At 46.7% G+C, this 21,545-nt stretch carries 19 protein-coding genes; 4 read left to right on the top strand and 15 right to left on the bottom strand.

The window, feature by feature from the left end; genetic code table 11:
- Positions 1 to 141 precede the first annotated feature (141 nt).
- From AC51G0_RS19270 to msrP, 7 genes are all read right to left on the bottom strand, one after another.
- On the bottom strand, positions 142 to 1,278 hold the full coding sequence (locus AC51G0_RS19270) for a hypothetical protein (protein ID WP_496303268.1): 1,137 nt from the start codon (positions 1,276 to 1,278) through the stop codon (positions 142 to 144).
- A gap of 347 nt (positions 1,279 to 1,625) precedes the next feature.
- Positions 1,626 to 3,626: a PAS domain-containing sensor histidine kinase gene (locus tag AC51G0_RS19265; protein WP_496303267.1), complete on the bottom strand. Its 2,001-nt coding sequence runs from the start codon at positions 3,624 to 3,626 to the stop codon at positions 1,626 to 1,628.
- 545 nt (positions 3,627 to 4,171) lie between these two features.
- A complete protein-coding gene (locus AC51G0_RS19260; RefSeq protein WP_496303266.1) occupies positions 4,172 to 5,578 on the bottom strand; it encodes an amidohydrolase in 1,407 nt (468 codons plus the stop codon).
- A gap of 206 nt (positions 5,579 to 5,784) precedes the next feature.
- Positions 5,785 to 7,116 (bottom strand): MATE family efflux transporter, encoded by a 1,332-nt coding sequence (locus tag AC51G0_RS19255; RefSeq protein WP_496303265.1) that lies wholly within the window; start codon positions 7,114 to 7,116, stop codon positions 5,785 to 5,787.
- Between the two features lie 106 nt (positions 7,117 to 7,222).
- Positions 7,223 to 7,753: a hypothetical protein gene (locus AC51G0_RS19250; protein WP_496303264.1), complete on the bottom strand. Its 531-nt coding sequence runs from the start codon at positions 7,751 to 7,753 to the stop codon at positions 7,223 to 7,225.
- A gap of 295 nt (positions 7,754 to 8,048) precedes the next feature.
- Positions 8,049 to 8,684: a protein-methionine-sulfoxide reductase heme-binding subunit MsrQ gene (msrQ, locus tag AC51G0_RS19245; RefSeq protein WP_496303263.1), complete on the bottom strand. Its 636-nt coding sequence runs from the start codon at positions 8,682 to 8,684 to the stop codon at positions 8,049 to 8,051.
- 43 nt (positions 8,685 to 8,727) lie between these two features.
- The gene (gene msrP / locus AC51G0_RS19240) at positions 8,728 to 9,744 is read right to left on the bottom strand and encodes a protein-methionine-sulfoxide reductase catalytic subunit MsrP (protein ID WP_496303262.1); all 1,017 of its coding nucleotides are present in this window, start codon (positions 9,742 to 9,744) and stop codon (positions 8,728 to 8,730) included.
- 162 nt (positions 9,745 to 9,906) lie between these two features.
- Here msrP and AC51G0_RS19235 point away from each other — a divergent pair, with 162 nt between their 5' ends.
- Together AC51G0_RS19235 and AC51G0_RS19230 are read left to right on the top strand one after the other, a co-directional pair.
- The gene (locus tag AC51G0_RS19235; RefSeq protein WP_496303261.1) at positions 9,907 to 10,323 is read left to right on the top strand and encodes a hypothetical protein; all 417 of its coding nucleotides are present in this window, start codon (positions 9,907 to 9,909) and stop codon (positions 10,321 to 10,323) included.
- A gap of 64 nt (positions 10,324 to 10,387) precedes the next feature.
- Positions 10,388 to 10,870, top strand: coding sequence for a hypothetical protein (locus AC51G0_RS19230; protein ID WP_496303260.1), 483 nt, complete (start codon positions 10,388 to 10,390; stop codon positions 10,868 to 10,870).
- Here the strand turns inward: AC51G0_RS19230 and AC51G0_RS19225 are convergent.
- On the bottom strand, positions 10,867 to 11,535 hold the full coding sequence (locus AC51G0_RS19225; RefSeq protein WP_496303259.1) for a cupin domain-containing protein: 669 nt from the start codon (positions 11,533 to 11,535) through the stop codon (positions 10,867 to 10,869). The genes AC51G0_RS19230 and AC51G0_RS19225 overlap by 4 nt on opposite strands.
- 210 nt (positions 11,536 to 11,745) lie before the next feature.
- Here AC51G0_RS19225 and AC51G0_RS19220 point away from each other — a divergent pair, with 210 nt between their 5' ends.
- Positions 11,746 to 12,870 (top strand): acyl-CoA desaturase, encoded by a 1,125-nt coding sequence (locus tag AC51G0_RS19220; protein WP_496303258.1) that lies wholly within the window; start codon positions 11,746 to 11,748, stop codon positions 12,868 to 12,870.
- 245 nt (positions 12,871 to 13,115) lie between these two features.
- A complete protein-coding gene (locus AC51G0_RS19215; RefSeq protein ID WP_496303257.1) occupies positions 13,116 to 14,030 on the top strand; it encodes a L,D-transpeptidase family protein in 915 nt (304 codons plus the stop codon).
- A 95-nt stretch (positions 14,031 to 14,125) separates the two neighbouring features.
- On the opposite strand, the gene AC51G0_RS19210 is transcribed toward AC51G0_RS19215, so the two are convergent.
- From AC51G0_RS19210 to AC51G0_RS19180, 7 genes are read right to left on the bottom strand one after another with little or no spacing between them, the layout of a single operon-like run.
- Positions 14,126 to 15,562 (bottom strand): NADH-quinone oxidoreductase subunit N, encoded by a 1,437-nt coding sequence (locus AC51G0_RS19210; RefSeq protein WP_496303256.1) that lies wholly within the window; start codon positions 15,560 to 15,562, stop codon positions 14,126 to 14,128.
- Position 15,563: 1 nt separating this feature from the next.
- Complete coding sequence (locus AC51G0_RS19205; protein ID WP_496303255.1) at positions 15,564 to 17,057, bottom strand: NADH-quinone oxidoreductase subunit M; 1,494 nt, start codon at positions 17,055 to 17,057, stop codon at positions 15,564 to 15,566.
- Between the two features lie 12 nt (positions 17,058 to 17,069).
- A complete protein-coding gene (locus AC51G0_RS19200) occupies positions 17,070 to 18,902 on the bottom strand; it encodes a Na(+)/H(+) antiporter subunit D (RefSeq protein ID WP_496303254.1) in 1,833 nt (610 codons plus the stop codon).
- On the bottom strand, positions 18,895 to 19,194 hold the full coding sequence (locus tag AC51G0_RS19195) for a hypothetical protein (RefSeq protein WP_496303253.1): 300 nt from the start codon (positions 19,192 to 19,194) through the stop codon (positions 18,895 to 18,897). Before AC51G0_RS19195 ends, AC51G0_RS19200 begins: the two co-directional genes overlap by 8 nt.
- The gene (locus AC51G0_RS19190; protein WP_496303252.1) at positions 19,191 to 20,672 is read right to left on the bottom strand and encodes a monovalent cation/H+ antiporter subunit D family protein; all 1,482 of its coding nucleotides are present in this window, start codon (positions 20,670 to 20,672) and stop codon (positions 19,191 to 19,193) included. The genes AC51G0_RS19195 and AC51G0_RS19190 overlap by 4 nt, the downstream gene beginning before the upstream one ends.
- Before the next feature lie 14 nt (positions 20,673 to 20,686).
- Entirely contained in the window at positions 20,687 to 20,989 is a 303-nt protein-coding gene (gene nuoK / locus AC51G0_RS19185) for an NADH-quinone oxidoreductase subunit NuoK (RefSeq protein WP_496303251.1), read from the bottom strand.
- On the bottom strand, positions 20,990 to 21,502 hold the full coding sequence (locus AC51G0_RS19180; RefSeq protein ID WP_496303250.1) for an NADH-quinone oxidoreductase subunit J family protein: 513 nt from the start codon (positions 21,500 to 21,502) through the stop codon (positions 20,990 to 20,992). It abuts the gene before it with no gap.
- Positions 21,503 to 21,545 lie beyond the last annotated feature (43 nt).

The raw sequence follows: 21,545 nt of genomic DNA, 5'->3' as shown, positions 1-21,545 counted from the left end.
TAATGCTCGATCTCGAGCGTGCGTTCTGTGATGTTGTTCAAAAAACATCCCATCGACATTAAACCAATCTGAACGAAAAGGCCTGGTGCGGGAGAGATTTTCCTTCATGAATTGATTGTTTAATGTAGAGATCGTCTACACCTAGCAGCTTGTTATGCCTTTATCTAAGTATGTAATTATTAGTGCCATTAGAGCGACTGTTTTATTATCTATTTCAGGGTCTTCAGCGAAATAGTGATCGCTACCTAGAGCAACAATCGTCATGCTATTTGGTGCAATCGCATCGGTAAGCAAAGTAAGCCCATCATTGGGCCCCTCTGGCTTCAACAATGGGTATTTCTCTTTAGAGTATTTGCTAAGTTGCCCTGACAGAGGAATACCCAAGTAGTTAATGATTAAAAGGTCGGGTTCTATTTTTAGGCGAGAGAAACGGCTTCTGCTAAGGTTCGTCCCCATACTTAAAATGGCCTCTTTATCCCAACCTTTGTCCCTAACTGCAATATTAAAAATCCAGCGTTGAGGCCACCTTTGGAAGTAGTCAATAAGAGGGCTACCTTGTAGTATTCCACCGAGATTAAGCCAAGCCTTCACGGATTCTCTCTCTTTTTCGCCAAGCAACTCACCAAGAGCGAGATGAATGGCGGGGCCAGCCGAACTCGCACCGGCAAGAATTATTCCTTTCCCTGCGCGATTGTGATTTATAATTTCTCTTGCTAGGAACTCTGCATTTTGTTCTACAGAACCTGTCGGTGGCAGCTCAACTAAATAATTTTCAATTCCTAGCTTAGTGGCCAGTGCTCGTGGTTTTTCGAAATCCGCACCGGTTAAATGTCCACTCTCTGCGTAGTCCCAGCCTGGTACAAAAAGCAACTGATATGCAGAAATATTTAAACCAGCAGTAGTTGGGCTTTCTAGATGGAACATAAATGATTTATTTAGATTATCGTTACATTCATTCTTTAAAAGAAGATCAGCAAAGAATAGAGAGGCGAAGTCGACGGAATACTCTTGAGAGATTTCTTTCAGCTCTTCGCGCGATGGTATGGCGTTCCTGTATTGTTTGTAAAGGCTGGAAATTCTTTCATCCACTTCCCGGTTACTGATCCTTCCTTGCAGGTAACTCTCAAGATAGTAACGAGCAATCTCTGAATCAACTGTAGTGAACACATGCTCACCGAAAAGCGGACTATCCACAAGTGGCTTTGGAATGGAACTACAGGCCCCTAAGATAAAAAGAGCCAATAAGAAGAATGAGGTTATGGATAGTTTTCTATTCATACAACTACAAGACCTAGAGAGAATCTTTCTGTATCAAGTCCTCACATCTATTCCTAAGGGGTATCCAGACTATTTATTCTGGATTAGTTTCCATCAGGCTGCCAGCTCAAAAAGAAGATGGTAGAGCGTTATTGGCGTCTGGTGGTGATAGCGATGTTGCACTATCACTACTATCAGCTGGATTTATCCGTACCGGCTTATGCACACATCCGGGATTACAGGAAGTGGTGCCAATTTTTGTAAGCCTTGTATCCCGTCGAAGGCGGCGTGGACTTCAAATCCTTTTCTGGTAAGGTCTTGGTATATCGCATCATTGAAATCTTGATCATCATCTACCCATATCACTTTCACCTGCTTATTCCTTGCAGGCTTGCTGGTTCGTCTAATTTGACTATCTGGCCCTGTTTAATTGGCAGCGAAAGCGTAAAGGTGGTTCCTTTGCCGACTTCACTTTTTACTGTTAAATTGCCATTATGGGACTGGATAATGCCATAACTGATAGACATGCCAAGTCCGGTTCCCTCTCCTGTCTTTTTCGTCGTAAAGAAAGGATCAAATATTTTATTCAGGTTTTCTTTGGAAATTCCGCTCCCATTATCTTCAACCTCGACAACAACACAGTTCTCTTTGACATAAACTCGTAATATGATTGCTTTTCTAACAGAATAGGCCAGAGCATGCTCTGCATTCATTAATAAGTTTGTCAATACTTGCTCTATATTAATTTTGTTACATTCAATCTCAGGTATATCTGATGTGAACTCTTTCACTAGTTGTATATTATTCAACTGAAAGCGTTGTAAAAACAAAACCAGAGAATCATCAATTAAACTTCTAATATCTGTTTCTTCTAATTCTAAGAGTTTACCGTCTCGACAAAAGATTCTCATGTGCTGAATGAGTTTATTAATTCTGGTTATTTGATGGTGTATTTTGTTATAAATCGGTGTCAATTCATCCTTTTGTATATAGTTTTCTTCATTGGCAATTGTATGAATTAATTCAGTGTTAAGATGAATAGCACCAAGAGGCTGATTTATTTCATGCGCTAAGCCTGCAGTGATTTGACCGATTGAAGCCATTTTGGCTGAATGGATCAACTGCTCTTGAGCAATTTTCAACGCTCTGTTACTTGATACGAGCTTACTGTTATAGTCTCGTAATTTTCTTTCAGCTAACGTGCGTTCAGTGATGTCAAAGATGATCCCTTCGATCTCTATTAGTCTTCCCTTTTTGTTGCGAATAAGTATATATCTAGTCTCGACCCACCGGAAAGTACCATCACCCGTACACAGGCGGAACGCGATTGAGTCGTCTTGGGCGTCCTTCGCCAATGTTCGCGCCATTGTAGTACCGACTTTGTCCTGATCATCGGGGTGGATGATCTCGTTCGCCCAGTTATTTGAGGCTATAAGTTGGGCAGCATCGTGACCGTATTTTGCGATATTGGACGAAATATACATCAACGGAAACGAAGGTTCTCCACGAAGACGATAAAGGATCGTCGGGCTATTCTGAACGATTATGTTCGCGTCGGACAGCTCCTTGGTTCGTTCCTTTACGCGTTTTTCTAATTCGTCATTGTAGATTTGGAGCGTATTTTCTGCTTTTTCAAGCGCAGCGACGTTGGTGGCTTGATCGGTACGCCAACGGTGAAGCTTACCCCAAACCAAGAGCCAGGTGATAAATAACAAAACGATTGACAATAATGTAGCACTGATAATAAAAAAAGCTTGATTACGTTTGGCGCGCAGGTTCTTAGAGAGATCTTCCTGAATATTATTTACAAGCGAGTGTATCCCCTCAGCATAGATTTCTTTTTGTGTTGTATATGCTTCGCCAAATAATATCGAATTTGCCAAGTCGGCCTGTCCGGCTCGGACCAGCGTGAAGGCCTGATTTTCCATGTCAACTAATTTGAGATTGGCAGCGTCCGTTTGTTTGGGCGCCTCAGCACTTTCGGACAGGCTCGCAAGTTGCACCGAGGTTTTGATAGCCGTTTCAAGTTGCGGCTCTGCCTGACGGTAACGCTGTTCCCACTTTAAGTCTCCTGTAGCGACCGCCATGTGGGCGGACATAGTTAGTACTTCATCCAGGTGAATGATTTGCCCACTTAGCTCCTGAAGTCGCAAATTGCGCAGTTGTTCCGTTGTGATATTTCGAAACGAATCGTACGCGGACCAAAGCATGGCTAACAATACAACGGCTGAGAATGTTAATCCAGTAGCTAGCCACTTGATCGGAAAGCTAGTTATTGTCCTAGTTTCCCGATTTGATATGTATTTAGGAGTCGTTCCGGCAGACGGTAATCCTTGTCGGTTGTTTTCCTTGTCGAGAGCTTGGTGCATACTGGCTTCCTTTCCAGCGATTAGGGAGGGGGGAAGAACTGCGGCCCTTTAACGCAAGTGTAGACGACATTAGAATTTTGTCGCAATATTATTGCAATACAGATAACGACTCTATATTCACTGCATGGCGTTATAAATCAACTCAAGCACTATTTTTACTTTTACCATTATTGACTAACCAAGTAATAGTATAAATTGAGAGTTATTTTTCGGTAACCTCTCTTAATCGCATGATTTCTAGCTCAGCCTCAGTGGGATATGCTCCTTGTCATTTTGTTGAAAAAGCACTTCAATTAAATCAGAGTACGAGACTTCAGTTAATTTCATTTCTATCGAATTAATTAAATATTCTAACAGGGTTTTGTCCCGCAACTTGTTATTGACAGTGGCGATTGAACCGATGATTGCATCGTATTTTTTCGCAAGCTGACAGTCCGTGTAAAAGTCCGTATATATCAAATTAATCTGAAATTTTGCGATATTTGATAATAAAAAAGGCGAACCATTAGGTTCGCCTTTTTTTAATTTGAGTCCAACGTAGAGCCTTATTGAACGACTTCACCACTTTCAACAACAGTTTTGCGCACTTTGTCGGCAAATTTCAATGCTTCTTCACGAATAGCATCTTCGTCGACAGTTAGCATGTTGCGATCTTTCATCAGTACTTTGCCATCAACGATAGTGTGTTTGACGTTGGTCGCGTATGCCGAGTAAACCAAGGCAGAATATGGGTTATAAACCGGTACCATGTTTGGTGCTGTGGTATCGACAACAATGATGTCTGCCAGTTTCCCCGTTTCTAGCGAGCCGATAGTGTCTTCCATATGCAGGGCACGGGCCGCACCGATGGTGGCCATTTCAATCACTTTCATTGGCGGCATAGCTGCACGGTCTTTGTTAACTAGCTTATGCACTTTAGCCACTTGGTTAAATTCATCGATGGTGCTGATTGTATTACCAGACATTGGGCCGTCTGTACCCAGGCCGATACGAAGGCCGTCATCGAACATTTTCAGAGCTGGCGAGACGCCTTTGGCTGACTTGATGTTGGCGCTCATATTGTGCGCAATACCGACATTGTGCTTTTTCAGCAGGGCGATATCATTGTCGTCAACGTTGATCACATGGGCACCAACAAGATTTGGGGTCAGTGCGCCGATATCGGCCATGTAACCAACAGGCGTTTTGCCACCGCTACGTTCAGCAATAACCTGGTTCTCACGCTCTGATTCAGCCAAGTGGATCATCACAGGTACATCGTGTTCTAGTGATAACTTAGTGATTTTTTGCAGGGTTTCTGTGGTGTTGGTGTATGGTGCATGAGGAGCAAAAGCCGGAGTAATGCGCGGGTGGTCTTTATATTGTTCAATAAAGTTCACCGCGTATTTTATACCCTCGTCGGCATTGGCAGCATCGGCAACTGGGAACTTGATAACCGTTTCGCCCAGTACGGCACGCATACCAATTTCATCGACTGTCTTGGCAACTTCATCTTCGAAGTAATACATATCGGCGTAGGTTGTGACCCCGCCTTTGAGCATTTCAACGTTACCTAGCTGGGCGCCGATGCGAACCATGTCACGAGAAACCAGCTTTTTCTCTAGCGGGAAGATGTAGCGGTGCAGACGATCGGGTACATCGTCCGCCATTGAGCGGAAAACCGTCATCGAAACATGGGTGTGGGTATTGATAAGTCCCGGCATGACAATATCGCCATTGGCATCAATCGTTTTTGCGGCTAGGTAATCTTTCACGTCAGAACCATCAGTGACGGCGAAGATCTTATTCTCTTTAACTGCAACCAGACCGTTGTCGAAGACAGTTTTTTCCTGATCCATAGTCAGGACAGTTGCATTTTTGATGAGAAGGTCTACTTTTTCCAAAGCGAAAGCAGAAGTGCTGGCAATTGAAGTTGCTGCCAAGGAAACGGCAAGAAGTGTTTTTTTAAACATCGATGACTACCAAAAAACGATAACGATAGGCAGATGATACCCTCTGATCATGCCTTGAAAATCAGTATTGCATAATATGCGATACAAATGTGATCAGTGTCACTCTTTTGCTCTTGTTCCAATTTTGTTTTGTATAATAAAACAGCGCCAATAGGCGCTGTTAAACGTTTGCACTGCGTGTTTTGTCCGCGAATGTGCGTATTTGTCTATGCCCGGCGCAATGCAAAAAGCATCCAGGTTGTGAGGACTGAGCTGCATAAAGGTAAGGCAATCCATACACCATTAACCCCGGCAACTTCAGCAAGGGTAAAGATGAACAGCGTGATGAGTATTAGTTTGCCACCAGTCAGTATTGATGCTTCTTTGGCCCGATTGATGGACTGAAAGTAGGTTGCGCCGACAAGCAATAGCCCTTCCATTGGAAGCCCCCAGAAATAAAGTCGCATCCCGTTAATGGCCTCTGGCTGTAGAGTGGGGTTGTCTCCGGCAAACAGATACACCACATACTCCGGGAAGCTGTATAACATAACAACACCGCTGAGTGCGACTAGCAACGTCACCATAAAAGCCAGGTTTCGGGCGCGTATGACGCGCTCGGTTTGTCCTGCGCCAGTGTTATAGCTGGTAATAGGCTGGATGCCTAATGCGATGCCTTCAAAAGTCAGGTAGAAAAAAGCTTCGGTGTAGCTGACGATACCATATGCGGCAACATGAAGGGCATCACCTACCCAAAGAAAGGCTTTGTTATGCAGGGTTAGTACAACGGACAGGTAGAGGTACATCAATAAGCTGGAAAACCCCAGGCGGAAGATTTGAGTTACCGTATCCCACTTTAGCTTGAGCGTATCCCAGTGAATACGTAGATCGGTTTTAGGGCCGAAGAAGTGCTGCAAACATAGCAGACAGGTTGCAGCCTGGGAGAGCATGGTCGCAATAGCTGCACCTGTGAGCTCAAACGGGAAGACCACAATAAACAGCCAGTCGAGCACGACATTGAGTACGCCGCCGAAAATCATGATCAGCGTTACCCGGTTTGGCTGGCCGTCATTACGCAACAGCGATGAGAAGGCCATTGAAATAACGGGGAAAACGCCTAAGGCGAAGTACCAAAACAGATAGTCAGAGGCCATCTGCAGGATTTCTCCTTCCGCCCCCAGCCAGATTAATATTGCCTCGCTATAGGCAATCCCTAAGCTACAGACCACCAGCGCAGTAACCAGGCTGAGGGACAGGGCGTTGCCGACGATCGTTCGCGCCTTGTTGGTACGGCCTTCGCCAAGTCGAATGGAGACTAACGCCGATGCCCCCATGCCAATCAATGCACCAACAGCATAGAGAATCGAACCTAGAGGGTAACCTAGCATGATACCGGCTAGGCCATTTTCGCCGATGAAATGGCCGACAAACATGCCGTCAATGGCCACATAGATCCCAGTGACCAACATGGCAGCAATGGTAGGCATGGTATAGCGAATGAACAGGCGGAAGATTGAATCATTCCGTAGTGATAGGTGTGAAGCCGTACTGGATGCTGTCATGTAACTTCTTATTCTATAAAACGGGCCAATGAGCGTGCCGCTATAGTAAAGGATGATGTACTGCAAGGGTTATCGAAGTGATCACTTTATTGTCTGTTATTGCCTGTTATTGCATTTGATAGTAAGCCGTGAGAAGTACATATTTGTGTACGGTCTTATCATTGCCATGGCGCTTGAGCGGGTGGTGGATCTGATGTTGTCCATCGGATAAGTTGTACTTGTGCTGTAGACACTTTGGCAAGGTATTGGTGCATTCCTGCAAGCGGATACCATCTGAGAGGTAATCGTTTGTATTTTTCGGTAGTTGTCCTAGCCACCAAGCAGGAATTTCTTTGCTTGCTTTACTACGGTCAAACCAATGATCGGAAACAATCAGCAAATGATGCTGCTTTCCTTGCTCGACTTGCTGACAAGTGGTGTTTACGGATTGCACGAGGGCATCACGTCGGGCGAGGTTGGCGCTGACCAGGCGATGTGCAATGATCCACAAGGTAAAATCTGGCGTATCAATACGGAAAATTGGCTGCTCAAGCGTATCATCGTGATGGCATTGATGCAGTGTCGCGGGGATGTCAGCTTGTTTTAGTGTCGATAATACTCGGCGGCATAAGGCCTTGCCCAAGTGGGTTCCACTCATTCCCCGGTTGTGCACCGTCGGATAATGCTGTTCACAAAGTTGCAGGCAGTCAGCTTTGAATTTGTGGATACTGACTGAAAGAAGATCACTGACCAAGAACGCTAAGCCCCATAACACAATACAATCGACTCGACCTGATACGGTGATAGTTAATGAATTCAGGCTGACGATATTTTATTACTACAGAAACCCATCGTATCAGAAAAAAGTGCTTTGCCTTATGATTTTTCAAGCATTTAGTGATCAAAGAAGGTGCTTACAAGCAACTTCTTTGATCGTAATGACATGATTGACACTAAGAGCGTGTTGTTGGGGAGCGGTTGAAGAGTTGGAATACTGGTAGCCAACGCTTAAATGTCTTGTGGCGACAAGCCAGTAATATCAGCGCAGCCAGAATATACAGTACAGGCTCGGCAATACCTGATTTTACCGACCAGTAGTAATGGATAGGTGCCAGTAACAACGCGAGATACACCCAATTATGTAGCTTTTGCCAACGTGGCCCGAGTCGTCGCTGCATACTTTGCGTTGAGGTTATCGCCAAGGCAAACAGGATCAACCAGCTGATAGCACCCAAGGTTAGATAGGGACGTGAGGCAATTTCGCTCGCCAGCAAAGAGCCGTCGAAGTTGAGATCCAGAGCCAGATACACCAACAGGTGTATGGCTGCCCAGAAAAAGCTGTACAGACCAATCAGACGGCGGACTTTGATCAGTGCCCCTAGTTTAAAACGACGGGCGATCGGAGAGATCAGCAAGGTGATCATCAGGGTATTGAGTGCCGCCTTGCCCGTGAAGTGGCTAAGCCCCTCGACAGGATCGGCACCGAGCCCGCCAGTCAGGGTCTGATAAATCATAAAAGCCAGGAAGCTTAAAGTGACCAGGTGAATGATGACTTTAAGCCCCGTGATATGCTGAGACGTGATCTTCATTAGCTACGCTCCCTCAAAAACGGCTTTCTTAATAACTGCTTCCTCAAAACTGTTTCCTCAGGTTCATCCCTTTGTACAAGCTGGCAACCTCATTGGCGTAGCCGTTGAACATTTTTGTTGGCTGACGGCGGCTGCTAAACAGGCTACCTTCACCTATAAATCGTTCACTGGCCTGGCTCCAGCGAGGATGGTCGACTTGTGGGTTTACATTGGCATAGAAACCGTACTCATGGGGCGCAAGGCGGTTCCAGGTTGTTGGCGGCTCTTTGTCCGTAAGGGTGATTCGAACAATTGATTTGATACTCTTAAAGCCATATTTCCATGGTACGACCAGGCGCAGTGGCGCACCATTCTGGGGAGCCAATGTTTTGCCATAGAGCCCCACTGAAATGAGTGCGAGCGGGTTCATGGCCTCATCTATGCGAAGTCCTTCAACATAGGGGTAGTCAATACCACCGCCGAGTCGTCGGGATGCTTGCCCCGGCATGCGTTTAGGATCATACAAAGTTTCAAATGCGACATATTTTGCTTTGCTCATCGGATTGGCTTTTTTGATGAGCTCAGCCAGCGGAAATCCAATCCATGGAATGTTCATTGACCAGGCTTCGACACAGCGCAACCGGTAGATCCTTTCCTCAAGGGTGAATTTACTGAAAATATCCTCGTAGCCGAAGGTGATAGGGCGGTGTACTAACCCATCAATCTGTACTGTCCACGGGTTGGTCTGGAAATTGGCTGCTCGAGCGGCAGGATCAGATTTGTCAGTACCAAACTCATAGAAATTATTGTACTGGAGTATCTTGGTTTCTGGAGTAAGGGAAAGCGTGCTGTCTGAATACGGGGACGGTTTAGTTACAAGCTGGCGGCGGTTATCTTTTACTGTTTGTTTATCCTTGCCAGTAAAGGCATCAAACAGACCAGCATTAGCCTGCGACGCGATAGGCAGACCGACTAAGGTAATGCCGAGTTTTTTTAAAATATCACGGCGCTGATGGTAAACCGATTCCGGTGTTGCATCGCTTTCCTTGAGTGCCCAACTGGGCGTTTTTTTAATAAGCATAGTCTTCCTTTAACCGGGTTCGGTTTGAGTAATAACTGACTGATGCATAACTAGACCTGGTGATCTAACAATAAATTTCATCACATTATTCTTTGATTTTAGTGATAAAGCAGGTATGTTTCGCGCGTTAGTAAGTAAAATAGCTTCATTCAGGGATTAGGAATGTACAAAAGAGCGATCTTGGCCTCTTCAATATTGGCGTTATCAATGAAGGTATCAGCCGCAGGCACACCATTAACTGCAGGGGTATATCTGGGTAGCCCAACCTCCGGCTTAACTGTTCAATACCGCGATGACTTTCAATTTTCCGTAGGATTAAACACATTCAGCTTAACAGCAGATGCGATATGGAATGTCAGCGATCTGAGCAGGGGCACACTGTATTCACCGTTTTATACCTTTACCGGGATCCAGTGGGTGGATGATAGCGAGCATGTGTGGGGACCAAGAGCAGGTGCCGGCTTGGTCATCCCTTTTAAGACTTTTCACTTCTATGCCGAGGGTGGGATGACGATGTACTTGCAGAATGAATCCAGTACAGAGCTGGAAGGGGCTGTCGGTGTTAGGTTTAATTTATAGATGATGGGCTTGTTGGTTTGTCTGTGTTATAACCCTGCACGTTTTTTCCAATAGTGTATCGATTATGAGTGGTTTACACGAATTTCACGCCAACCTCGAGCTTCAGCATATCTATCTGGAAGTGTACGCAGAGCGGTTTCACTATCTCAGGCAGTATTTTGAAGGTTACTATTGCTACCGACACCAATTGGTTACCCGACAGGGAAAGGCCGATTGGGAACAAATTTTCAACTATAGTATCCGAACTACGGCTGCCTGCCAGGTTAAAAACCGTAAACAACTGGTGCGAGAGCTTCGACTTCCGTTATCAGTACTGACTGGCAAGCTCAAAGCCCTGGTGAGGGATGATGAACTAAGCCTCGACGCCATTAAACATTTGCTCGATACCTACCTTGATTACGCCATTCTTACGCGGGAAGAATTCCAACGGCTCAAAGCGGCCGGTTTGCACGACCGCATGCCTGCAGATTACTATCAGCAGAGTAGCATTGGGTATCAGAATACCGATTCAAGGTTCATAGCAGTCGGTATCGAGTTTTCAGTTTAAGCAGGTAAGTGCCCGGTTTTCATTAACATCAGGCAGCCATTCGTGGTTGCAGGTTGGTGTGTACTTCCTGCAGGATTACGGATCCAGGCACCTTGCTCATACCGGCCCATTTCATCATGAAAATCACCTGACAGTATAAAGACTTCCTCACCGCCATCATGCTGGTGAAGGGGGAATACAGCGTCGGGTTGCCATTTCAACATCACCGTTTGTTCTCTGCCACAGCCATGCAAAGGCAGAGTCGATAGCCTGCTATCGATACCGGGCTGCCAAGCCGCATTATGGGTATCAAGGCGAAACACCTCATCATCGTTTTCCGGGAACATATTGAGTTTGACATATAGCAGGCAGCCACTGTCACTCCCGGGGGAGTGAAACGATCCTGGCGGGTTACGGATGTAGGTGCCTGCAGGGTAGCTCCCATGTTCGTCTTGGAAGATACCGTCAATGACAAAAATTTCTTCGCCATTGGGGTGGAAGTGGGCAGAGAAATGAGTGTTTGGATCGTAGCGAACAAGGCTTGTAACCTGGCCGCTTTCTGCAGCTTCACGCTCTAATGGAATACGCCATACACCGGTAGATGGTGAAGCCAACCAAGGTTCGCTAGCGGTATTAATCACCACTCGTTGGTGTCGATCCATATTGAATGAAGATAATGGGTTCATACTTTTTATCTCTAAGAGCAGCTCACTGTTAGTGTATATCAACCGCAGCTTACCGGAGTGAATATGATGTGATGTTGTAACAACTGGTTATGTCGAAGTATTACACTTGTAACGTTTGTTTACAAAACTCGCAATTTATCGTTGACCTTGTGGGAGTGGCTGATTATTCTAGCGAACACTTGTACGCTGAATAGTTATTAAGGTTATAGGATGACGACCAATAGACCACCCATCATTTGGCTAAATGTTGTTATTTTTACAGTGACATTTGCAATTGCGGCATTAGGTACCCCCATTTATGCCTATTACGTAGGTTTTGACTGGGCCCAGATAGCAATGCTGCTAGTGGCGTTCAGCTATTGCGGAATGTCGATCACTGCAGGCTACCACCGCTTGTGGTCACACAAAGCTTATGAAGCCAATGCTGTTATGCGCTTTATTTTTGCCATTGGCGGTGCTTTTGCATTACAGAATAGTATTTTGCACTGGTCATCTGACCACCGCGTCCACCATCGTCATGTTGATAACAACGATAAAGACCCTTATTCCGCCAAAATGGGCTTTTTCTATAGCCATATCGGCTGGATGTTAAGAGAGCATCAGGCGAGCCGTTATAGCGATTATTCAAACTGTCGTGATCTTCAGAAAGATAAAATCGTCATGTGGCAACATAAGCATTATGTGTCGTTGGCGCTCGCCACTAACTTTGGTTTTCCACTGATTTTTGGCATGATCCACGGTGATATCTGGGGAGCATTGTTGCTCGTGGGTGTTGTCCGTTTGGTATTAAGCCACCATACAACGTTCTTTATTAACTCTCTTGCCCATATCTGGGGCAGCCAGCCTTATACGGATAAAAACACTGCCCGCGATAACGGCTTTCTAGCGTTTTTGACGTTTGGTGAGGGTTATCACAACTATCACCATATTTTCGAAAATGACTACCGAAATGGTATTCGCTGGTGGCAGTTCGATCCAACTAAATGGCTGATCAAATCTTGTTCGTGGTTGGGATTTGCCAAGAACTTGCGCACCTGCCCAGAAGATCGAATTGAGAAAGCCCGAGCAACAATGGTGCTCAAACGTCTACAGGCTAAGCTGGCTGCGACACCAAACAGTACCGTGTGCCTAGAGCGGCTTGAAGAAGAGTATGAAGCCCTGATGGTGAAGATCTCGGATTACTACTCAGCACAGAAGCGAATGATAGATCTTAAGAAGAAACGCTTGGTGAAGCATTATGAAAGTTTTGAGTTTGTTCAGCAGTATGCCGATATGAAGCGTTTGCTGGATGAGCAACGCAAGTCATGGAAAATGGTGACAGCGCAGTACGCCTGACAGCTAGAAGTGATATAGCTGACAATTGATGGTGATAAAGGGCGAGGTAGCTTACTACCTCGCCCTTTTTTTGACGTAATGATGACGAAGCGTTCAGGTTTGGCTGGTAAAATCAGTCCCTATGTATTGGGACCTCTGTTGCTGAGAGAAGATTTATTGTCTTATTCATGAGAATAGAACAGTAGAAAAATAATGAAATTCCCATGTTTGCCATACTTAGTAGTACTTTAAATGGAGGCGTTTTTGTGTTTCGCTCATTACTTTTATCACTAACTTGTCTGGTGTCAGTGGCGGTCAACGCCATTGAATATCAGAAGCCAGATGTCGAGAGCAAGCTGGTAGGGACAATGGAGTATTATCAGGTTAACAAAGGTGAAAGCCTGGCTGATATTGCTAATCGATACGATGTTGGCTTCCTGGCTATGATGGAAGCGAACAAGGGTGTTGACCCTTTTTTACCGACGCCGGGTTCATTGTTGACGATCCCTACTCAGCTAATTTTACCGGATGTAAAGCGTGAGGGGATAGTCATTAACTTGGCGGAGCTACGTTTGTATTATTTCCCTGCAGATGATGCCGATCGGATGCATGTTTTCCCTATAGGTATCGGTCGGGTTGGACGTGAAACACCCAAAATGACCACCTCAGTCAGCCAGAAGATTGAAGATCCAACCTGGACCCCAACGGCTAATATTCGTAAAGAGTACCGCGAGAAGCATGATGTCGAGTTACCTGCGGTAGTCCCTGCAGGACCAGAAAACCCGCTGGGTGAGTATGCAATGCGTCTTGCCTATGGCAAAGGACAGTACCTTATCCATGGTACCAATAAAGACTTTGGAATTGGAATGCGGGTGAGCTCAGGCTGTATTCGAATGAACCCATGGGATATTGAGTGGCTGTTTTCGCAAGTTCCAACTGGCACCACAGTTCGCGTGATCAACCAGCCGCTTAAACAAACGGTAGAGCCAGATGGTTCGGTATATGTTGAAGTTCACCAACCTTTGTCTCGCTCTGAAAAGCAAGTCGGTACGCATAAACCAGTGAAAGCCACTAAATCATTAAAGGCTGCTGTGGAAGATGACTCTGATGCTGAAAACCGTTTGAGTTCTGCGCTAGTTTTGCAAACGGGTATTCCTCAAGAGCTGAAGCGGGATATTTAATACCAATCCACACTATCCTCTGAGTGTTGGGAAAAAGCGAGAGCCTTGGCTCTCGCTTTTTTTGTGCAGACTCGCCTGTCTGAAGTTGAAATGGGTTAGGGAGTCGAGAGCTGGATGATATCAATAAGAAGCGAGGGAAATAGTCCAAATCCGAGGGTAACGGTGGCAGTTGTGGTGAGTACTAGCAGCACCGGAATGGACAGTACGGGAGCGAACGGGTACTGAGCTGGCTTCATAAATATGAGTAATACAACCCGAATATAGTAGTAGGCAGAAATCACGCTGAATATGACGGCCAATATAGCCAGTACTGTTTGTTGCTGGCTGAGCAAAGCCATAATGATATTGAACTTGGCAAAAAAACCAGCGGTGGGAGGGATCCCCGCCAGAGAAAACAAAAACAGTGCCATAGCCGTAGCCAGCCAGGGGTGGCTTTTGGCCAGGCCGCTGTAGTCATTGAGTTCTTCGTTTGCTTTGTTACGAGAGTATAGGGCGATAATGACAGCGAAAGCACCTAGGTTCATAAAGGCATAAACCACAAGGTAGAACATGACGACACTGAAGCCATTTGAAGGTGAGGTTAAAAAGCCAAGTAAAATAAAGCCGACGTGACCGATGCTTGAGTAAGCCAGCAGCCTTTTTATATTGGTTTGAACTAGAGCGACTAGGCTGCCAGTTGCCATCGTCGCAACCGCGATCACTGTAAGCAGCTGGCCCCAAACTACTTGCTGCTCGGCAAAACTGCCCATAAATACCCTAAGCAGGACTGCAAATCCGGCAATTTTGGGGCCGACAGATAAAAATGCGGTGATCGGCGTTGGTGCACCCTGATAGACGTCCGGCTGCCACATATGAAATGGTACTGCGGCAATTTTGAAACCAAAACCAGCTAGTACAAAGGTTATCGCCAGCAACACTGCCGGATCCCTGGTATCTGTCGTTGATAAAGCCGTGGAGATCTGTTGCAGCTGGGTGGTGCCCGAAAGGCCATAAAATAGGGAGATCCCATAGAGGAGAATGGCTGAGGACAGTGCTCCAAGGATGACATACTTGAGTGCCGCTTCTGTTGAGTTTGTCTCTTGCCGTAAAAATCCGCTCAGAATATAAGTAGCCAGTGCGACCAGCTCGATACCAACATAAACTGAGAGCAGATCAGTGCCAGACACCATTAACATCATGCCGCATAAGGTAAATAGTAGGAATATATAATATTCACTCTGCCAGAGTTGTTTTTGCCTGAGGTAATCGATGGAGAGCAGGATCACCAGAACTGTGGTCAGGTAGAACAAGAATTTAAAGAAAAGCGCACTCGGGTCGAGAATGAACATATCATTGTAGGTGGCGGTATTTTGTGGTGCATAAATATTGGCTACCGCGGCCAGAATAATAGCCAAGATAGAGAGATAGGCGACAAGCTCACAGCTGACTTTCGGGCTGACAAGAGGTGCCAGCAACAAGCCGCAGATTGCCAGCAGCAGGATGATTTCGGCACTGCTGGCATAGACGGATTGAAATATCGCATTGACGTCCATGTTAACCTCTTTGGCTTGTTAAAGAGGAGGGGGTCATTGGTGCTATCTGCCTTAATAGTTCTTCGACACTGGCATCCATCAGCCCTACAAAGGGAAGGGGATGCAAACCTATCCAGAATACAAAGACTAATAACGAGGCAATAGCGCTGAATTCTCTTAGGTTGATATCATTGATAGGCTGGAGCTTGGGGTTGTCGGCCGGCCCCAGTGCAATGCGCTTGTACATGCTCAGAAGGTAGATAGCGCTCAGGGCAGCGCCGATAATTGCCAGAGCTCCATATGCAGGCATTGTGCTGAATGCGCCCGCCAGGACAAAAAGTTCCCCGATAAAGGAATTGGTCCCGGGCAAGGCCATTGATGCCAGGACAAAAATAGCGAAACAAACGGTATACATCGGTATTAGCTTCATCAGGCCACCGTAAAAGGCGATTGATCGTGAATGGGTCCTTTCGTAGATCAGGCCAACCATCAAGAACAGGGCGCTGGTGACAATACCGTGATTGAACATCTGTAACACTGCGCCCTTTATCCCTTGAGCGTTAAGCATAAACAACCCCAGGGTGACAAATCCCATATGACTGATACTGGAATAGGCGACCAGTTTTTTCAGATCATCCTGGGCCAGTGCGAGCAGACCGCCGTAGATGATGGCAATTACCGATAACAACGCCATCATTGGGGCAAAAAAGTGGCTGGCGTCGGGCAACATGGGCAGGGAAAAACGGATGAAGCCGTAAGCCCCCATTTTTAGCAATACACCGGCAAGAATAATACTCCCGGCAGTTGGTGCTTCAACGTGGGCGTCGGGTAGCCAGGTATGAAACGGGAACATCGGCACTTTTACGGCAAACCCGACAAAGAAGGCGATAAACAGCCAGCGTTGGAGATCGAAACTATAACTTTGCTGAGACAGGCTCTGAATATCAAAGCTATTGCCCCCGGCAAAGTAGATCACAATAACGCCAACGAGGAAAAAGACACTGCCTGCTAAGGTGTAGAGGAAGAATTTTACTGTGGCATAGAAGCGGTTGTCCCCGCCCCAGATCCCGATGATCAGATACATCGGGATCAGCATGGCTTCCCAGAAGATATAAAACAGAAAAAGATCCAGAGCGCAGAATACACCAAGCATTAGTGCCTGCATCACCAACAAGCAGGCCATAAACTGTTTCACTCGTTGCTGGATCGCCCGCCAGGACGCTATAACGCAGACCCAGCCGACCAAGGCTGTCAGGAACACAAACAAAATACTAAAACCATCGACCCCCAGTTTGTAATAAATATTAAGAGCGGGGACCCAAGTAACGGCTTCTCTAAATTGAAACTGGGGGTTGTCACTATCAAATAGCCAGAAAAGCAGTGCCGCCAGCAGTAGATCTAGCGTAACAAAACAGAGGGTGAGCCAACGCACGGTAACAGGGCTAGAAGTGAAGGCGAGTGACAAGCCCCCCACCAGTGGAAGTGCAATTAACAGGCTTAAAATAGGTAAGTTCACTATCTCCATCAATTACCCCGCCCAACTGAAGAGAAGCAGGCTTGCCACCAGGCCGGCAATCATTGCCAGTGCGTAGTGACTGATAATACCGGATTGCAATTGCCGCAGTTTCTGACCACAGCTGCGGGTTTTATTGGCGATTCCATTGACGGCGGCATCAATAACCCTTTTATCCAGCTGTAACCCAAGCGTTGCCATTTGCCGGGCTTTTGTTAGTAAACTCAGGCTTAATCCACTCATCCACTGTTCATAGCGACTTACCGGATGATGAGCAACCCACATAAAAGCGGCTGCTCCTTTTCGATAAAACCAGTCAGTATCGAGGCTAATAGTATCTTCCGGATCCAGGTGTTTAAGAAAGAGCGCGAAACCGAGAGCGGTAAAGATCAAAATACTCAAGGTGGAAGTGATGTGAGCTGCCGAGTAGGGCTCAAAGTCAACCGGGTAAGGCAGTAGCTGGTAGAGCATGCCAGGGAAGATACCGATCGCAATACAGGCAATGGCGGCGATTGCCATTGCAATGAGCATATTGAGTGGTGGTTCCCCGCTTTTTAGAGCACTATCTTTAAGAACATTTGCTTTGATGCCACTGTCTTTACCATAAAACATATAATAAGGCAGCTTCAGGCCGGTATGCAGGAAGGTGCCAGATGAGGCCAATATAAGCATCAGAGTAACAATGGCTCTATGATCCTGCTCGGCGGCAGCGATGACCAGAGATTTACTGACAAAGCCGCTAAATAGGGGGAAGGCGGAAATTGACAGTGCGCCGATCATATACAGGCATAGCGTAATGGGCATGGTTTTGTACAGCCCACCCAGCTCGGTGAGTTTGCGCCTTCCCGTCATATAGATAACGGCTCCGGCTCCCATAAACAGCAGCCCCTTATACAGAATATGGGCAAAGGCATGGGCGGCGGCACCGTTAATAGCTAACTGGCTGCCCATACCGACAGCAGCAACCATATATCCCACCTGGCTTACAATGTGGTAGGCCAGCAAACGTCGGCAGTCATTTTCCAATACCGCATAGACCACACCGTAAATGGCCATTATAGCACCCAGCCAGATCAGGATATCAGTGCCAGGAAAGCCCCTTAATAATACATAGATAGCGGTCTTGGTTGTAAAGGCGCACATATACACAGCACCAGTGATTGTTGCCTCAGGGTAGGCGTCGGTTAGCCAGGCATTGAGCGGCGGTACGGCGGCATTAAGGATAAAGCCTGTCATGATAAGGTAAAACGCCAGAGTGTCGTTTTGCTCAATGACACCAAATAACATCGAGCCAGTTTCAAGGTAATGGAGCAAAATCCCACCGAGCAGGCAGACTCCACCGCTAATATGCACCAGTAGATAGCGATGGCCTGCCGCGGTGGATTGTGCATTGCCCGAAGCAAACACCAGATAGGCTGAGGCAAACGCCATCAGTTCCCAGAAGACGAACAGTGACAGGTAATCCCCGGCAAATACGACCCCAAGGGCGCTGCCTACGTAGACAAAGGCAGCGCTGTGTTCTGCGGTGTTGGTTACATGTAGGGAATAGACCGCACCGATTAGCGCCATTAGGGTGAATACGTAACTAAAGACAAGGCTGAGCTTGTCAACCTCGCCCATAATCACCGGAATGCCAATAAAATCAAATTGCCAATATTGGCCGCTGGTCATGGTTAAGGTACTAATAATTGCCAGTATCGGGGCTGCTATCAGGATCAGCTGTTTGACCCTTTGAACCCTTGATGGTTTTTCCTGCAACTGAATGCTGTCCGGGGTTAGTAGCCCGACAAGCGGAAGCAGGGCGGCAGCTAGAAGGAAAATAACGCCGGGGTGAAACCAGCTAGTCATTGTGCCCCCTTTGCTGCTTTTCTGGCGTAGGTGGCTGTTGTATTTCCTTACCTTTTGGGCTCTTTGGGTTTTGCTGATAGTAGTTTGTCTTTCGCATCAGGCCGCCACGATGCCCTAGAAACTTAGAGGCAAAGATAATGACCACACAGGAGATAAAACCGTACAGGGCTGACCAGGCGGGAATGTTATCCCAAATAAAGTAGAGATGAGGGCGGGGAGCAATAAGATCGGCGATAACGACTAACACGCCTGCGAGCAAGAGTAGCTTGATGCAAAGCGATCGTTTAATCATCTTACTACTCCCTGAGCCAGTGTTAGAAAGTACTGCGGATAAACCCCAAGCAGGAGTGACAATAGGGCGGTAGCAACCAGAGGGACGGTTACCAAGGGGATTTCTTTTATGCTTGATGCCCCGCCGTTGATACCGGACGTTTGGCTTGGGGGCGGCTCAAAAAAAGCCTTATAGCTGATCGGTAGAAAGTAGGCGGCGTTCAGTATTGAACTGATCAGCAAGATCCAGAGAAAAAAAAGTTGATCGGCTTCTATCGCCCCTGTCAGTAAATACCATTTGCTGATAAACCCGGAAGCGGGCGGGATACCGATCATACCCAAAGAGGCAATAAAAAATGCCGCCATGGTCCAGGGGAGCTGCCTGCCAATACCAGTCAACTCGCTGATTTTAGTCTTTCTTGCTGCGCAATAAATCGACCCGGCACAGAAAAACAGGGTAATTTTGGATACCCCGTGGCTGGCGATGTGAAGCAATCCACCTATGGTTGCTCCCGGTGTCAGCAGCACAGCACCCAGAATAATGTAGGAGAGCTGGCTGACGGTTGAGTAAGCTAGTCGTGCCTTGAGATCATCTTGGGTCAAGGCGTAGACAGAAGCCATGATGATGGTAAAGGAGACCAGGTACGCGGTAGCAATCCCTAAGTCAAGCCGATGCATCGTCTCCTGACCAAAGACATCAAACACCACCCGCAATATACAAAATACCCCCATTTTCACCACAGCGACCGCATGGAGTAGAGCACTGACTGGGGTTGGAGCGACCATGGCTGACGGTAACCAGATATGAAGCGGCATAATCGCGGCCTTGGCAAATCCGGCGAGAAAACAGCAGTAGATGATAGTCAGCAGCAAGGGGCTGGTATTAATACCATCAAAAATGCCTCCGGCCGAAAAACTCAGTCCTCCTGTGGTGGCGAAGGTTAATGCCAGTGCGGCGAGCAGGAATGTTTTCGAAGCACCCACCAAGTAGACCAGGTACTTTTTGCTGCCTTGCCAGGAGTCTGTATTTTCTTTGTGATAGACAAGCGGATAGGTAACGAGGCTTAGCACTTCGTAAAATACCACTAGGGTAAATAGGTTGGCGGAAAAAGCCCCACCGACGGCAGCAGCAAGGCTGGTGGCGAAACAGGCGAAGAACCGGCTCTGAGATTTTTCATTGAGGCTGTTCATATAGCCGACAGAATAGATGGCAGCAGCGATCCACAACAGGGAGGAGACTGTCGCGAAGATCATACCTAGTGAGTCGACATGAAAGGCAAAATCAATGCCGGGCAGTACGGTGAAAAGCTGTAATTGAACAGTACCTCCCTGCAATATAGTAGGGGCCAGTGAGATCACTAAAATGAAGTTGCTGCAGGCGGCCAGGATAGAAACGTAATTTTTGATTTTGGGGTACTTATGGCAGGCAACGATGACCAGTGCCGCTGCTAGGGGCACCAAGACAGTGATTAAGGGTATGATTGATACACCTGGAGCCATAGTTTGAACCTTGGTCAGCCTTTCATCGAATTTATATCGTCAACCCGCAAGGTCGCCCGGTTGCGAGTCATTGCGATCACTATCGCCAGGGCAACAGCCACTTCAGCAGCAGTGATAGCGATTATAAATATAGCCATGATCTGCCCTCTCAAATCTTGTAAATAAAATGAGAAAGCAACGAAGTTGAGGATCACCGCGTTGAGCATCAATTCCAGGCTCATCAGAATAATAAGTATGTTACGACGTAACAATACGCCGCAAAGACCAATGATAAATATCAGCGCGCTGAGGGTGAGGTACCAAGATAGCGGCACCATTTATCGTTTTCCTTTTTGGGCCATTAAAATGGCACCGATGAGTGCCACCAAAAGGATCACTGAGACGACTTCAAACGGCAGTAAATACTCATTAAACAGCGTTTGGCCAAGTTCCGATGTTGTGCTCTCAAGCTCAATTTGGCTTGCCTGGGTGATTGATTCGAAACTGTCGCTAAGATTAAGGCCGATAAGTAATAAAACGCCAAGCAGCAGGGGAACGAGGATCATGAGCAACAGGTTGGCCGGAAGGTAGGGCTCGCTGCTGGCCTTGCGGATATCGAGCATCATCATCACAAAAACGAATAACACCATGATGGTACCGACGTAGACAAAGATTTGGATGGCAGCAATAAAAGGGGAGCGCAGTAGAATGTATAGGGCGGCAATCTGAACAAAGCACGCCATCAGCGAAAGGGCTGCATGGACAGGGTTCTTGGCCATAACAACCATGACTGCGAAGATGACAGCCAATGTAGCAAACAGTAAAAAGAAAAACGTCTCTATTCCCGGCATTTGTTCTCTCTTATTCTTCGCTTCAAATGAAGCTGTTGTCAGG

The sequence above is a fragment of the Photobacterium sp. HL06 genome, from assembly GCF_059552575.1.
This window is presented reverse-complemented; position numbering and strand designations above follow the sequence as displayed.

What these genes read in the sequence shown, in the direction of transcription:
- AC51G0_RS19270 (WP_496303268.1), bottom strand. Translation starts at nt 1,278, where the DNA reads ATGAATAGAAAACTATCCATAACCTCATTCTTCTTATTGGCTCTTTTT.
- AC51G0_RS19265 (WP_496303267.1), bottom strand. Translation starts at nt 3,626, where the DNA reads ATGCACCAAGCTCTCGACAAGGAAAACAACCGACAAGGATTACCGTCT.
- AC51G0_RS19260 (WP_496303266.1), bottom strand. Translation starts at nt 5,578, where the DNA reads ATGTTTAAAAAAACACTTCTTGCCGTTTCCTTGGCAGCAACTTCAATT.
- AC51G0_RS19255 (WP_496303265.1), bottom strand. Translation starts at nt 7,116, where the DNA reads ATGACAGCATCCAGTACGGCTTCACACCTATCACTACGGAATGATTCA.
- AC51G0_RS19250 (WP_496303264.1), bottom strand. Translation starts at nt 7,753, where the DNA reads ATGAGTGGAACCCACTTGGGCAAGGCCTTATGCCGCCGAGTATTATCG.
- msrQ (WP_496303263.1), bottom strand. Translation starts at nt 8,684, where the DNA reads ATGAAGATCACGTCTCAGCATATCACGGGGCTTAAAGTCATCATTCAC.
- msrP (WP_496303262.1), bottom strand. Translation starts at nt 9,744, where the DNA reads ATGCTTATTAAAAAAACGCCCAGTTGGGCACTCAAGGAAAGCGATGCA.
- AC51G0_RS19235 (WP_496303261.1), top strand. Translation starts at nt 9,907, where the DNA reads ATGTACAAAAGAGCGATCTTGGCCTCTTCAATATTGGCGTTATCAATG.
- AC51G0_RS19230 (WP_496303260.1), top strand. Translation starts at nt 10,388, where the DNA reads ATGAGTGGTTTACACGAATTTCACGCCAACCTCGAGCTTCAGCATATC.
- AC51G0_RS19225 (WP_496303259.1), bottom strand. Translation starts at nt 11,535, where the DNA reads ATGAACCCATTATCTTCATTCAATATGGATCGACACCAACGAGTGGTG.
- AC51G0_RS19220 (WP_496303258.1), top strand. Translation starts at nt 11,746, where the DNA reads ATGACGACCAATAGACCACCCATCATTTGGCTAAATGTTGTTATTTTT.
- AC51G0_RS19210 (WP_496303256.1), bottom strand. Translation starts at nt 15,562, where the DNA reads ATGGACGTCAATGCGATATTTCAATCCGTCTATGCCAGCAGTGCCGAA.
- AC51G0_RS19200 (WP_496303254.1), bottom strand. Translation starts at nt 18,902, where the DNA reads ATGACTAGCTGGTTTCACCCCGGCGTTATTTTCCTTCTAGCTGCCGCC.
- AC51G0_RS19195 (WP_496303253.1), bottom strand. Translation starts at nt 19,194, where the DNA reads ATGATTAAACGATCGCTTTGCATCAAGCTACTCTTGCTCGCAGGCGTG.
- AC51G0_RS19190 (WP_496303252.1), bottom strand. Translation starts at nt 20,672, where the DNA reads ATGGCTCCAGGTGTATCAATCATACCCTTAATCACTGTCTTGGTGCCC.
- nuoK (WP_496303251.1), bottom strand. Translation starts at nt 20,989, where the DNA reads ATGGTGCCGCTATCTTGGTACCTCACCCTCAGCGCGCTGATATTTATC.
- AC51G0_RS19180 (WP_496303250.1), bottom strand. Translation starts at nt 21,502, where the DNA reads ATGCCGGGAATAGAGACGTTTTTCTTTTTACTGTTTGCTACATTGGCT.